The sequence below is a fragment of the Catenuloplanes nepalensis genome, assembly GCF_030811575.1.
In the GTDB taxonomy this organism is placed as follows: Bacteria; Actinomycetota; Actinomycetes; order Mycobacteriales; family Micromonosporaceae; genus Catenuloplanes; species Catenuloplanes nepalensis.
On the sequence record NZ_JAUSRA010000001.1, the window covers coordinates 3,800,787 to 3,813,995 of the forward strand.

At 73.6% G+C, this 13,209-nt stretch carries 12 protein-coding genes; 5 read left to right on the plus strand and 7 right to left on the minus strand.

Annotated elements, in window-relative coordinates; genetic code table 11:
- The 4 genes from J2S43_RS16235 (at position 1) to J2S43_RS16250 (ending at position 3,022) form a co-directional block, all read left to right on the plus strand.
- Complete coding sequence (locus J2S43_RS16235; RefSeq protein WP_306830016.1) at positions 1 to 825, plus strand: M55 family metallopeptidase; 825 nt, start codon at positions 1 to 3, stop codon at positions 823 to 825.
- A gap of 61 nt (positions 826 to 886) precedes the next feature.
- A complete protein-coding gene (locus J2S43_RS16240; RefSeq protein WP_306830018.1) occupies positions 887 to 1,303 on the plus strand; it encodes a hypothetical protein in 417 nt (138 codons plus the stop codon).
- A 173-nt stretch (positions 1,304 to 1,476) separates the two neighbouring features.
- Complete coding sequence (locus tag J2S43_RS16245) at positions 1,477 to 2,898, plus strand: OFA family MFS transporter (protein ID WP_370881630.1); 1,422 nt, start codon at positions 1,477 to 1,479, stop codon at positions 2,896 to 2,898.
- Positions 2,891 to 3,022, plus strand: coding sequence for an MFS transporter small subunit (locus J2S43_RS16250; protein ID WP_306830020.1), 132 nt, complete (start codon positions 2,891 to 2,893; stop codon positions 3,020 to 3,022). The genes J2S43_RS16245 and J2S43_RS16250 overlap by 8 nt, the downstream gene beginning before the upstream one ends.
- 12 nt (positions 3,023 to 3,034) lie before the next feature.
- On the opposite strand, the gene J2S43_RS16255 is transcribed toward J2S43_RS16250, so the two are convergent.
- Both J2S43_RS16255 and J2S43_RS16260 read right to left on the minus strand, forming a co-directional pair.
- A complete protein-coding gene (locus J2S43_RS16255) occupies positions 3,035 to 3,532 on the minus strand; it encodes a carboxylesterase family protein (RefSeq protein WP_370881761.1) in 498 nt (165 codons plus the stop codon).
- Positions 3,427 to 3,795 carry a carboxylesterase family protein gene (locus J2S43_RS16260; RefSeq protein WP_306830024.1) on the minus strand — a complete coding sequence of 123 codons (369 nt, stop codon included), beginning with the start codon at positions 3,793 to 3,795 and terminating at the stop codon, positions 3,427 to 3,429. The genes J2S43_RS16255 and J2S43_RS16260 overlap by 106 nt, the downstream gene beginning before the upstream one ends.
- A gap of 141 nt (positions 3,796 to 3,936) precedes the next feature.
- On the opposite strand from J2S43_RS16260, the gene J2S43_RS16265 reads away from it, so the two are divergent.
- Positions 3,937 to 7,203, plus strand: coding sequence for a hypothetical protein (locus tag J2S43_RS16265; protein ID WP_306830026.1), 3,267 nt, complete (start codon positions 3,937 to 3,939; stop codon positions 7,201 to 7,203).
- A 393-nt stretch (positions 7,204 to 7,596) separates the two neighbouring features.
- Here the strand turns inward: J2S43_RS16265 and J2S43_RS16270 are convergent, their stop codons facing one another.
- From J2S43_RS16270 to J2S43_RS16290, 5 genes are all read right to left on the minus strand, one after another.
- Positions 7,597 to 7,971 (minus strand): hypothetical protein, encoded by a 375-nt coding sequence (locus J2S43_RS16270; RefSeq protein WP_306830028.1) that lies wholly within the window; start codon positions 7,969 to 7,971, stop codon positions 7,597 to 7,599.
- Between the two features lie 525 nt (positions 7,972 to 8,496).
- Positions 8,497 to 9,009 (minus strand): hypothetical protein, encoded by a 513-nt coding sequence (locus J2S43_RS16275; protein WP_306830030.1) that lies wholly within the window; start codon positions 9,007 to 9,009, stop codon positions 8,497 to 8,499.
- Positions 9,010 to 9,037: 28 nt separating this feature from the next.
- On the minus strand, positions 9,038 to 9,487 hold the full coding sequence (locus J2S43_RS16280; protein WP_306830032.1) for an NUDIX domain-containing protein: 450 nt from the start codon (positions 9,485 to 9,487) through the stop codon (positions 9,038 to 9,040).
- 13 nt (positions 9,488 to 9,500) lie between these two features.
- The gene (locus tag J2S43_RS16285; protein ID WP_306830033.1) at positions 9,501 to 11,438 is read right to left on the minus strand and encodes a putative bifunctional diguanylate cyclase/phosphodiesterase; all 1,938 of its coding nucleotides are present in this window, start codon (positions 11,436 to 11,438) and stop codon (positions 9,501 to 9,503) included.
- 43 nt (positions 11,439 to 11,481) lie between these two features.
- The gene (locus tag J2S43_RS16290) at positions 11,482 to 13,200 is read right to left on the minus strand and encodes a sensor histidine kinase (protein WP_306830035.1); all 1,719 of its coding nucleotides are present in this window, start codon (positions 13,198 to 13,200) and stop codon (positions 11,482 to 11,484) included.
- Between the last annotated feature and the right edge of the window lie 9 nt (positions 13,201 to 13,209).

Genomic DNA, 13,209 nt, shown 5'->3' on the forward strand with positions numbered 1-13,209 from the left:
ATGCGGATCTTGATCTCAGTCGATATGGAAGGCATCTCCGGGATCGTCCACCAGGCGGAGCTGCTGCCCGGGCAGTACGACTACGAGCGTGGCCGGGCGCTGATGACCGCGGAGGTGAACGCGGTGATCGACGGGGTGTTCGACGCGGATCCGGAGGCGGACGTGCTGGTCGCGGACGCGCACGGGCCGTTCCGGAGCATTCTGCCGGAGGAGCTGGATCGGCGGGGGCGGCTGGTGCGGGGCCGGCCGCGGCCGCTCGGCATGATGGAAGGGCTGGACGACCGTACCGCCGCGGTGATGTTCGTGGGTTATCACGCTCGATCCGGGGACGGGCCCGCGGTGCTGGCGCACACGATGAGCGGTGCCGTGCTGGACGTGCGGCTGAACGGCCGGTCGGTCGGCGAGATCGGCATGAACGCGGCGCTGGCCGGGCAGCACGGTGCGCCGGTCGCGCTGATCGCCGGGGACGGGATGGCCTGCGCCGAGCTGCACGACCTGTCGCCGAGCTCGGTGACCGTGCCGGTGAAGGAGGCGATCGGTCAGCTCGCGGCCCTGACGCTGCACCCCGCGGTGGCCCGGGAGCGGCTGCGGGCCGCGGCAGCCGAGGCGATCCGCGCGCTGCCGCGGATCGCGCCGTTCCGGATCGACGGGCCGATCGCGCTGGAGATGGACCTGCATGGGCCAGCCGTCGTCGACCTGGCCACGCTGGTCCCGGGCGTGGAACGGGCGCCCGGCGCGCGCACGGTCACGTTCACCGCACGCGACATGGCGGAGGCGTACCGGGTGATGTCGTTGCTGGTCGCGCTGGGACAGGTGCCGGTCTGATCGTTTCGGCGGCGGCGCGGGCGGGCAGTCGTGTGCCAACGACCGATCCGTGGAGGTGCCGGTGGACGACGACCAGCTCAAGGATGAGGCCGCACGGCTGTTCGCCGTCCACCGCCAGCTGGTCACCGAGGCCGCGGCGGAGGCGGAGGCGCGGGTGGCGACCGTGACGTCCGGTTACCGGCGGCTGGCGGAGGCCGCGGCCGCGGTGGAGCAGGCCGGTGCGGCGTGGGACGCGGCGCGGGCGCTGCCGGCGCTCAACCCGGCGCTGGCAGCCGCGGCGGACCAGGCCGAGGAGGCGTACTTCGCGGCCGACGCGGTGCACCGGGACGTGGTCCGTGAGGTGACGCCGGCGCAGGAGCTGGCGCTCGCCGCGCTGGTCGCGGACATCACCGCGGTCGAGGCCGCGAACACCGCGTTCCGGGCGGCGCAGGACGCCTACTTCGCCGCGATGGCCCGCCGGCCGAGGCCAGGCACCTGAGCCCGGCCGGAGCCTCAAAGTTGACCTCGTACCGCCGAGGCCGTTATCAGTTTTTGATCTTTTACCGTTCGGCTCAGACCGGGGACCGCTCGGCGATCACTCAACATCGAACACCGTGACAGAGGGCTACTTTCCCGTGGAGATACCGCCCGATGTGGGGAGGTTTTACCAACATGGCGCTGCTGTCCGCACTCGACCGCCAGCACACCATCGCGCCACCCGGTTATTCCAGGTGGCTCATTCCGCCGGCGGCGCTCGCGGTGCATCTGTGCATCGGGCAGGCGTACGCCACAAGTGTGTACAAAACGTCCCTGATCAGCCACTTCGGCGCCTCGCAGACCGCGATCGGCGTCATCTTCAGCATCGCGATCGTGATGCTGGGACTGTCCGCCGCCATCGGCGGCACCTGGGTGGAGCGCAACGGGCCGCGTAAGGCCATGTTCGTCTCCGCCTGCTTCTGGGCGACCGGCTTCCTGGTCGGCGCGCTCGGCATCGCGACCACGCAGCTGTGGCTGGTCTACCTCGGCTACGGCGTGATCGGCGGCATCGGCCTGGGCATCGGCTACATCTCGCCGGTGTCGACGCTGATCAAGTGGTTCCCGGACCGCCCGGGCCTGGCCACCGGCATGGCGATCATGGGCTTCGGCGGTGGCGCGCTCGTCGCCAGCCCGCTGTCCCGCCAACTGCTGTCGTTCTACGACCCGAACTACGACCCGGGCAACGCCGCGTCCGTGGCGTCCGGCGGCGCGCTGGTCTCGCTGTTCCTGACGCTCGGCATCGGCTACTTCCTGATCATGATGTTCGGCGTGTTCAACGTGCGGGTGCCGCGCGAGGGATGGAAGCCGGAGGGCTGGGACCCGTCGACCGTGGCCGCGAAGCCGCTGGTCACCACCGCGAGCGTGTCCGCCGCCAACGCGATCAAGACGCCGACGTTCTGGCTGCTCTGGATCGTGCTGTTCTGCAACGTCACGGCCGGCATCGGCATCCTGGAACAGGCCTCGCCGATGATCCAGGACTTCTTCCGGGAGAACGGCACCTCCACGGTGGCGGTCGCGGCGGCCGGCGGCTTCGTCGGACTCCTGTCGCTGTTCAACATGGGTGGCCGGTTCCTCTGGTCGAGCACGTCCGACATCATCGGCCGCAAGCCGATCTACATGCTGTACCTCGGCCTGGGCATGGTGCTCTACGCGACGCTGGCCGCGTTCGGCAACCTGCACACCGCGCTGTTCGTGCTGCTCGCCGGCGTGATCCTGTCGTTCTACGGCGGCGGCTTCGCGACCATCCCGGCGTACCTGCGGGACATCTTCGGCACGTTCCAGGTCGGTGCGATCCACGGCCGGCTGCTGACCGCGTGGTCGGCCGCGGGCGTGGCCGGACCGCTGATCATCAACGGCTTCCTGGACGCGCAGGGTAAGCCGGGCACGCTGACCGCGGACGCCTACCGCCCGGCGCTGTTCACCATGGTGGGCGTGCTGGCGGTCGGCTTCATCGCGAACCTGCTGGTCCGGCCGGTGTCCGAGAAGTATCACGAGCCGAGCAGGCCGGCCGACCCGGTCCTGGCCGGCGCCGGCACCGAGGGAGGCAAGGATGTCTGAGGGTACGACGAAGCCGGCCGGCCAGAGCGCCCGGCTGATCATCTCCTGGCTGCTGGTCGGGGCGCTGCTCGGCTACGGCGTGATCCAGACCGGGATCACCGCGGCCAGGCTGTTCACCAGCTGACGAACGGATTGGTCATGTCGGCCGGCTCGACGTCCCACCTGCGGACCGGGCCGGCCGACGCTTTCTCGTAGCGCGGCCAGCCGGGGTCACCGGTGGCGGCGAAGCCGGTCCAGGACGCGCGGATCGCGGCCGACAGCGGCGTGGACTCCGGCGGCGGCGCGCCGAGGTGCCGGGCCGCGAACCGGTTGTCGCCGTTGCCGAACACGAACGACCCTTCGCACCAGGGTAGGCGGCGAGCCACACCGCGGACGCCGCGCCGGCCGACTGCCCGAACACGGTCACCGCGCCCGGATCCCCGCCGAACGCCGCGATGTTGCGGTGCACCCACGCAAGCGCCGCGAACCGGTCACGCAGCCCGTTGTCGGACCCCCCGAAACCCTCGGGCCCCAGCCGGTACGCGACCGTCACCACCACCACGCCGTGCGCCGCGAGCGTGGCGCCGTCGTACTGCGGCATCCCCGGCCAGCCGCTCCTCCGCCCGCCGCCGTGAATCCAGACCATCGCCGGCAGCCGTACGGACGGGCCCATCCGGCGACCAGACGTACAGCGTCAGCATCGTCGCCGCGCGCCGGATCGAAGCACGACGGCACGCCGGGCGCCGGTGACGGCTGCGGGACGGCCGGGCCGAACTCCAGCGCGTCCCGCACACCCTCCCACGACACGACCGGTTCCGGAGGCTGAAATCGCAGGTCACCGGCGGGTGGCGCGGCGAACGGAATACCCTTGAAGACGCCGTCCCGCCCACGCACTCGGCCACGATCGGTCCGTACCACGAGATCCGCCCATGAAGCGGACCGTAGCGCTGTGAGGGTTTGCCAGAACGCTCAGACACGCCCTCTTCCTGCCGACCGTGGCTTCGAACCCTCAACCGGGCGTAAGCGCGTCCGGTGACCACACCCGCGGAAGGCGTACCGATGTCCACGGAATCCTTCACCCCCGCGCGGCAGGACCCCGACCCGCCGCCCCAGGGGCAGCCGGGTGCGGCGTCATCCGCGGAGGCAGACCTGGTCAGCGCGGCCGGTCTGGTCCCGCCGCCGCCCGGTCCATCCATCCCCCACCCCGCCAACGGCCCGCTCGCGGCCGTCGACGAGGCCTCGCGTCCGGCGACCCCGGACGCGTCCGGCTCGTACCCGCTGCCGCGCCGCGAGAAGGGTGCCCAGCTGCCGACCGGCAGCTGGCAGGCGTTCGCGCCGAAGCCCGACCCGGCCTCGATCGACGCGGCGAACGCGCTGATCTCCGGTACCGGCGGGCCGGCCGGCCCCACGGCCGCGCAGCAGCCGGCGAGCCCGGCGATGCCGCTGACGTCCCGGTCGGCGATGGACGCGGCGAACGCGCTGATCTCGGGCTTCGGCATGCCGGGCACGGGCGCGGCACCCGCCGCGGACACGGCCGGCGAGGCGGACTCCGAGCCGGAGTTCTCCGGCCGGGAGCTGCCGACGGCCGGATTCCGGCCACCGGACGCGGTCAGGCCGTTCGCGAGCCGCGACGCCGCACCGGCGGCCGGCCCCACCGCGGACGCGGGACGCACGACCACGACCGGCGCCACCGCCGGCGCGGAAGGCACGGCCACGCCGCCCGCCACCGGACATGCGACCACGCCGTCCACCACCGGTGCGGGACACACGGCCACGCCGTCCACCACCGGACATGCGGCCACGCAGTCCACGACCGGTGCGGAGTGGGTGGCCACGCCGTCCACGACCGGCACCACCGCCGACGCGGGACTGGCGGCCACGCCGTCCGCGACCGACGCGGGCCGCACGGCCACGCCGTCCGCGACCGGCACGGGAGCGGCCGGGCCGGGCGGCGGCGCCGCGACCAGCGGCGACCGGTCACGGGACGCGGCGAAGCCGGCCGGCGGTACGGGCACGACCGGCGGCGCCACGGGATACCGGCCGCCGAAGCGGGGGCGCTCGTCCTCGGACACGTCCGCCACCGCCGAGGAGACCAAACCCTCGACCCACCGCGCCGCCACGACCCGCGACGCGGTCACCACGTCGTCCGGTACGGACGTCACGACCGCCGCGGAGACCGCGCCGGCATGGCAGCCGTCGTCCGACGGCACGCCCGCTTTCCGCCCGGCCGGGCCCGCGCTGCGCCGTCCCGACGCCGGCGGTGCCGCACCACGGCACGGTGTCGGCGGGCATGGTCCGGCGTCCCCCAGCGAGACCGAGCCGGCCACGCCGTCCGGACGCTCGGGCGCGTCGCCGGCCTTCCGTCCGGCCGGTGGGGCGTTCGCCCAGGTCCGGCCCGGCGCCGAGCCGGCCACGCCGGCCGGCGACGCGGCCAGGCCCACCGGGCCGGCCCGCACCGTACCCAGCCCCGGCCCGGACGCGTCCGGGCCGGACACGGCCGGTGGCGACGGCGTGAGGTCCGCCTTCGCCGAGCCCATCGACGGGCCCGCCGGCATCACCACGACGGCGTCGGGCATCCCCACCACGGCCGGTGTTCCCATTCCGGCCGCCGCCGCACCCGCCACGGCGGCGGCCTCCACCGGTGCCGCTTCCACGGGTACCGCCTCCACAGGTACCGCCTTCACGGGTACCGCTCCCACAGATACCGCCTCCACGGGTGCCGCTTCCACGGCCGCTGGAGACGCCACCGTGCTCGCAGCATCCGCGACGCCCACCGTGCCGGCCACGCCCGCGAAGGCCACGGCCGCCGGAGACCCCGAGGGCCCGGCCCGGACGCGGAAGCCGCTGCCCCCGATCCGGCAGGCCCCCGTGCCGGAGCCGGTCGCCGAGGTGAAAAAGGAGGTGACGGCCCCCGACGACGAGGACTCGAGTGAGGAGTCAGAGCTGGAGGAGCGTCGCCGGCTGGACCGGCTCGCGCTGCGCCGCGCCGAGATCCGGCTGGCGCAGGGCGACGCGCACTCCGCGCTCGCCGAGGCGAGCCCGGCCATGGCCCGGCTCTCGTCCGACGCGGACGTGTGGCTGCTGATGGCCCGGATCCGAATCGCGCTGGACGACATCCCCGGCGCGCTGAAGGCGACCGAGACCGCAACCGCGCTGAAGCCGGGCGCCCCCGCGATCTCGGCCGTGATCAGCGACGCGCTGGCCGCGACCGGCCGGCACGCGGAGGCGATCGCGAACGCGCGTGCCGCGCTGGAGGCCGAACCGGGCAACCCGCACTGGCAGCACCTGGTCGCGACGCGGCTGGTCGAGGCCGGTGAGGACCGGGCCGAGGCGGACAAGCTGGCACGCGCCGCGGTCGCGGCGATGCCGGACGAGCCCGCGTTCCAGGCCACGGCCGTGCTGACCCAGGGCTCGCGGCACCGCCGCGGGCGGGGCAGTGCGGAGCCGGAGGTGTCGACGGAGACCGCGCTGGTCCCGTTCCGCACGGCCGGTGCGAACCCGTCGGCCGCGAAGGCGGACGCCGGCGAGGACGAGAAGGCGCCGGCCCGTCGCTGGGCCTGGGGTCGTGGCACCGGCCGGGCGCTCGCACTCCCGGCCGGCCCGTCCGCCGCGAAGCCGGAGGCCCCCGCGGGCGGCGAGCAACTCGTCGACTTCGTCGAGTCGCTGAAGTCGGACGTGCCGGTGATGCCGGGCCACGACGGCGTCACCGTGCTGGAGGGCGAGACGGTCCCGAACGAGGGCAGGACGGCGTACCGGCCACCGCGCCCGATGCCGAAGCTGGTGACCGAGGACCCGGGCGACAAGCCGTGGCAGCGTGGCGGACCGGCGTCGATGACCGGCACCATGCGGCCGGGCGGCCCGGACTGGTCGGCGCTGGCCGGCACCCGGTCCTGGCAGCAGGGCACCGGCACGGTCCCGGTCGTCTCGTACGGCGCGGCGGACGCCCGGTGGCCGATGGCACGGGTCGGCGTGACCACCGCGCTCGGCGCCGGCGTCACGTACGCGTGCCTGGTCCTGAACCTGACCGAGACCGCGCACCTGGCGGCCGCGATCGCGCTGGCCACGGTCGCGCTGATGGTGATCCAGTTCGTCTGGTCGTCCGGCGCGGCCGGGCGACGGGCGCTGGGTCGCGCGGTGAACACGGTCCGCCGAGTGCTGGCCGCCGTGCTCGGCCTCGGCGCCGTGGTCACGCTCGGGCTGGCCGCTGCCGGCACCGACGGCCGGATGCCCTGGCTGCTGGCCGGCGCGGCCGCGGCCGGGCTGCTGGCGGCAGTGCTCGCGGCGACCGAGCCGCGCTCCCGCCGCCGCACCCACGGCCAGCGCTGACCGGCGCCTGGCTTCCCTGCCGCCCGAGGAACGATGGGCGGCGGCGCCCGGACGACCGGCACGGGAGTCACACCGCCCGGCCGGATCGACGGGCCCCGCCCCTCGGGTCAGGAGGGCGGGGCCCGGAATCGAGAGGCCCGCACGTCGCCGACGTGCGGGCTTCCGCACGTCCGCCACCGGAATGCCGACCCGCGACCCACCTGTCCTTCAGGACGGAGAGGACATCACCGGACCCGCCCATCAACCGGACGCCGGCCGACGCCCCGGCTCTCGATCCACCCATCCCTCAGGACGGAGAAGACGTCACCACGTCACCGGAACCCGGCCATCAACCGGAACGCCGGCCGACGCCCCAAGCCCTCGACCCACCTATCCTTCAGGACGGAGAAGATGTCACCGGAACCCGCCCATCAACCGGCGGAAGAACCCGCCCTCCGGCGGCAACGCCGGCCCGTGCGACGGCGGAGTCGTCGCCCGCCGCGCGATCGGCTGGTCATAGTCGATGTGCGCGATCGCGTCCACGGTCTCGTCCGGCGTGAACCGGTCCGAGCCCTCGATCACCGGCACGAAGCCGACCAGCACGCCGTTGCGCAGCACCTGCGCCTCGAGGCCCGCGGTCCCGTCAGTGTCCCAGATCGCCTCCCGGCCGTCCGGCAGGCTCACCCGGATCCCGGCCTGCGTCTGCCCGGCCCGCGCGAGCTGCAGATGCGCCGGCACGCCGCGCGCCCTGAGCCGATCGACCACCCACCGTGCTCTGTCTTCATCCACCCCCCGGACCGTAACGCGACCCCCTGAAAGTCACCTGAGCCCCCATCGGCCCACCCCCAACGCCACGATCTCCGCCCCAGTGCCGCTCAGCCCACTCGCTCCAACCCTGCCGCCCGCCGCCAACGCACGAGCCGCGCAGCTCACGGACCGGGTCCTCACCCTCCCGCAGCCGCGAGCCGCAGCGCGGGGTCGGGGCTTGCCGGCCGCCCGCGGATCTTGCAGGAAGGAGCGCTAGCGACGACCGGTGCCCGCGGGAGCATGCCCGAAGTGACCACGCCGGAAGCGGGAAGAGCGATTTCAAGGTCTTGAGGGTTGTTCAGCTGACCGGCGCGGACGCGGACGGCACGCCGTGGGTAAACCGGCTGCGCGCCCCCGGTGACGACGTCCCGGACCAGGCCGTCGTAGCGTTGCGCGCCGACAAGCGCTGGCCTGCGGCGACGCGGCGTGAGCCGGCCCCGCTGAACAAGCCGCCCTGCCTTTGCTTCCACGGGTCGCACAAGTCAAGCGAATCGGGCGGATCGGACGTCAGGTGGCGCGGACGAAGGCCTGGTAGGCGGAGGCGTCGCTGAGTTCGCGGATCAGGGCTTCGATCGTGTGGTCCGGTGCCGGGCGGGCCGTGTAGAGCGTGTAGCCGCGGCTTGCGTCGAGGCGCCAGCCGAGTGTCTCGCCGCGGCCGTCGACCGCCCAGGCGGGCAGTTCCGCGGTCGCACCCTCGCTGGTCAGCGCGTTGATCGTGGTGAACTGGTCGAGGCAGGGGCGGGAGCCGTTCAGCATCAGGTAGAGGTCGTGCGACGGCCCCGGTACGGCGTAGCGAAGCGTGCCGGCCAGGCAGTCCGGAATCCGCACGTGTGCCCGCCCGAGCGCCCCGGCCAGCGTGATGGTGCCCCGGTCGGCCGGGTAGGCGCGGGAGTCCCGCCCCGGGCCGGGCGCGCGCGACGCCACCACCAGGATCCCGATCACGATTGCGGCCGCGACCACGGCGGTGAGGACGGCCGTGGTCCGCTGCCGTGCCGCCGGTGTGCCGCGAGTTACCCCCATGATTCCCATAGTGCCGCAGCCCGCGCCGTCATGGTGTGAAGGACGTGTGTGGATGCCAGGGCAGGCCGAGGCGCGGGAAGACCTGGGCGAGGACCGGATCGTAGTGGTCGGCCCAGTCGACCGCGGGCAGGTCCGCGATCGGGGTGAAGACCATGGCCGCGCCCTCGAGGCACCGCACCTGATCCTGGGTGGCGGTGGTGTGGCCGAGGAACAGGCCGTACTCGGTGAGCGTGCCGGGGTCGCGGACGGACGGCGCGATGCCGTGCCAGATCGGTGTGAGCGGGCCGTCCGCGCGCAGCCCGGTCTCCTCCTCGAGCTCCCGCGCGGCGGCCTCGATCAGCGTCTCGCCGGGTTCGACCGCGCCGCCGGGCAGGCACCAGCGGTGCGGCGCGACCGGCGTGTTGCCGTCGCGCAGCTGCAGCAGGACTCGGTCGTGCGGGTCCCGCAGGACCACACCGGCGACGGTCAGAGAGATCACGTGGTCACTGTAGTCAGGCGGTGGCCAGCCCGAGGTCGGCGCCGGACCCGGCCGGGTGGGTGCGCAGCCAGTCGGAGAGCGGGCCGGGCATGGCGATGCCGTAGCCCTGGGCGTAGTCGACGCCGATCTCCTGGAGGCGGACGATGGTGGCCGCGTCCTCGACGAACTCCGCGACCGTGCGCAGGCCCATCCGGTGGCCGAGGTCGTTGATCGCGCGGGTCATCACCCGGTCGAGCTCGTCGCGCTCCAGGTTCCGGATGAACGCGCCGTCGATCTTGAGAAAGTCGACCGGCAGGTGCTTGAGGTAGGTGAACGACGACAGCCCGGTCCCGAAGTCGTCCAGCGCGAACCGGAAGCCGAGGTCGCGCAGCTCGGAGATGAACTCCGCGGCCTTCTTCAGGTCGTTGATCGCGACCGACTCGGTGATCTCGAAGCAGATCAGCTCGGCCGGGATGCCGGACTGCGCCAGCTGCACCTGTACGTAGTCGATGAACTCGGCGTCGCCGATCGACGGCCCGGACAGGTTGATCGCCCAGTGGTCGCCGATCTTGCGGTCCGGCCCGGTCGCGCCGTAGCCGTGGTAGTGCGCGGCGAGCACCTGGAAGGCGTGCGCGACCACCCACCGGTCGACCGCGGGCAGCAGGTCGTAGCGTTCGGCCGCGGGCAGGAACAGTCCCGGTGGGATGACCTTGCCGTCCTCCGTGCGCATACGCAGCAGCAGTTCGCCGAACTGGTGGTCGCCGTCGTCCACGCGCGCGCCCGGCACCCGCGCGATCGGCTGGTAGAACAGCTCGAACCGGTCGTCGCGCAGCGCGGTGACGAGCCGGCCGGCCCAGTCCATCTCCTGCTGGTGCTTGGCCAGCGCCTCGTTGTCCGCGCGGTACAGCTCGACCCGGTCCCGGCCGCGTTCCTTCGCGGTGTAGCAGGCCGCCTCGGCCGCGATGATCAGTTCTTCGGGTCCGACGGCCAGCGGCGTCACCGGCACCACGCCGATGCTCGCGGTCAGGCCGACCGCCTGGCCCTCGATCTGGAACGCGAGGTTCGCGACGCCGGCCCGTACGCGCTCCGCGACCGCGACGCCGTCCGCGGCCGCGACCGGCAGCAGCAGAGCGAACCGGTCGCCGCGGGCGCGCGCGACCACCGCGTCGCCGGCCAGCTCGCCGATCAGCTCGGCGACCCGGCGGAGGATCTCGTCGCCCTGGGCATGCCGGCCTGCCTCGCTGATCAGCCGGAACCGGTCCAGGTTGACCAGGCACAGCGTGTGCGGGGCGGTCGCGGACGCGACGATCGCGTCCAGCAGCCGCCGGTCGAAGCCGGTCCGGTTCAGCAGCCCGGTGAGCGTGTCGTGGGTGGTCTGGTGCGCGAGCTCGTCCGCGGCCGCCTGGCCCTGGTCCTGCGCGGTCTCGGTCATCCGCCAGTTCGCGATCGCGGCGACCGCGGCGCCGCCGATGAACGCGGCGTGGATCGCGGCCCACTTGACCGGCTCGCCCGTGGCCGCGCTGTGCGCGTAGACGTCGTGCGGTGCGAAGACGCCGACGATCGCGTGCTCGGCCAGTACGAACACGGTCGCGAGCAGGAACGTGACCCACTCCTGGTAGAGCACGATCACGAAGAGCATGACGAAGAAGTGGAAGTGCGCCTCGGTCTGCCCGTCCGCCAGCCTGACCATCACCGCGGACGAGCCCATCAGGCCGAGCGTGGTGATCGACGCGCGCCAGCGCCGGGACAGGCCCCGATAGCCGCCCAGCGCCACCGCCACCGCCAGCGGGAACACGGTGACGAGCGCGTTCGCCGGGGCGTGGCCGCGGAACAGCGCGAACGCGTAGAGCCCGGCCGCGTGCAGGGCGAGCACCCAGAGAATCGCACGGTGCCGCCGCGCCCAGGCCTCGCCGGGCAGCGGGCGCCCCTGCGGCAGCACGGACCGGGCGGCCCGCAGCCAAGCTGTCAGCACCTCTCCCCCATCGGCGCCGTTCTCACGAACATGACCGAAAAACTCATCGGGGGGTACGCGGAAGCGTGAACACGATCGTCGTACCGCCGCCCGGCGTCTCCTCCGCCCGGATCGCGCCGCCGTGCCGCTGCACGATCCGCAGGCAGGTGGAGAGCCCGATGCCGTGGCCGGTCCGCTTCGCCGGCTCGACCATGGCGAACATGTCGAAGGCGCGTTCCCGGTGCTCCGGCGGGATGCCGATGCCGTTGTCCGCTACCCGGACCAGCACGCCGTCGTCCGTGACCTCGCCGGTGACCGTGATCGTCGGCGACCGGTCCGGGTGCCGGTACTTGATCGAGTTGCCGACCAGATTCTGCAGCAGCTGGCGGATCAGCGTCGGGTCGCAGCTCGCGGACGGCAGCGGGGCCGGCGTCCGTACCGTGGCGTGGTTGTCCTTGATCGGCGTGCGCAGGTCCACCATGGCGTGGCCGAGCACCTCGGACAGGTCCGTGGGCAGGCAAGCCGTGGGAGCGTTACCGGCGCGCGCGTAGGTGAGCAGCGCCTGGATCAGCCCCTGCATCCGGGCCACCGCCCGCGCCGCCGTGTTGACCCAGCCGAGCGCCTGCTCGTCCAGGTCCGCGCCGCGCAGATCGGTGAGCAGCTCCAGGTAGCCGGAGACCACGGCCAGCGGCGACGCCAGATCGTGCCCGGCGACCGCGGCGAAGTTGGTCAGCTCCGCGTTGGACCGCTCCAGCTCCGCGACCGTGGCGTTCAGCGCGGCGTGCGCGGCCTCCATCTCCGCCCGGTGCGCCCGGTCCGCGGAGACGTCGGTCATCGCGACCACCGCGCCGAGCGGGATGCCGTCCGCGCCCGTCATCCGGCGGCCGGTCGCGGTCACCCAGCGAGGCGCGCGGGCCGGCGGCCGGATCAGGATCTCCGCGTGATCGACCGCGCCGTCCCGCAGCGCGCGCAGCAGCGGGATGTGGTCCAGCGCCAGCGGCGTCACGCCGTCCGTCTCGAACAGCGCGTACGCGTCCGAGAAGTCGTCCGGGTCGATCGTGCCGTCCGCGTCCAGGCCGTGCCACTCCGCGGCCGCGCGGTTGAACAGCGACAGCCGCCCGACCGGGTCCGCCGCCACGATCGCCACGTCCACGCTGTCCAGCACCGCGTCCAGCAGCTGCTGGCGGATCTCGGCCTCGCGCAGCGCCCGCTGCGCCACCGCGCGCTGCTTCTCCGCCTCCGTCGCCTGCTTGTCCGCCTCCCCGGCCTGCTTGTCCGCCTCCGCGGCCAGGTCCGCGCGGTGCCGTGTCTCGCGGCGGCGTTCGAACAGCGCCATGATCACCCGGGCGAGGTCCTCCAGGCGTGCGACCTGCCGCTCGTCCAGGTCGCCCGGCACGTCGTCGAAGACGCAGAGCGTGCCGAGCGCGTACCCGGACGGCGTGACCAGCGGGACCGAGGCGTAGAAGCGCACGCCGGCCAGCCGGCCGGTCACCCACGGGTTGTCCCGGTAGACCGGGTCCTGGCGCGCGTCCGGCACCACGATCGTGCGCTTCTCGGGGAGCCGGGCCGCGCACATCGAGTCATCGCGCGCGGAATCGCCGCCCTCGAACCCGGTCGTGGTCAGCTGACACTGCCGGTTCTCGTCGATCAGATTCAAGGTCGCCGTGGGTACGCCCGCGACCAGCGCGGCGACCCGGACGACCGCCTCCAGTTCGGCGTCGGCGGGGGCGTCGAGCAGGCCGTACTCGTGCAGCATCGCCAGCCGCTCGTGCTCCTCGTTCACACCGGACCC

Bases quoted from the DNA above. Each gene is read 5' to 3' on its own strand.
- J2S43_RS16235 (WP_306830016.1), top strand. From the start codon at position 1: ATGCGGATCTTGATCTCAGTCGATATGGAAGGCATCTCCGGGATCGTC.
- J2S43_RS16245 (WP_370881630.1), top strand. From the start codon at position 1,477: ATGGCGCTGCTGTCCGCACTCGACCGCCAGCACACCATCGCGCCACCC.
- J2S43_RS16250 (WP_306830020.1), top strand. From the start codon at position 2,891: ATGTCTGAGGGTACGACGAAGCCGGCCGGCCAGAGCGCCCGGCTGATC.
- J2S43_RS16265 (WP_306830026.1), top strand. From the start codon at position 3,937: ATGTCCACGGAATCCTTCACCCCCGCGCGGCAGGACCCCGACCCGCCG.
- J2S43_RS16275 (WP_306830030.1), bottom strand. From the start codon at position 9,009: ATGGGGGTAACTCGCGGCACACCGGCGGCACGGCAGCGGACCACGGCC.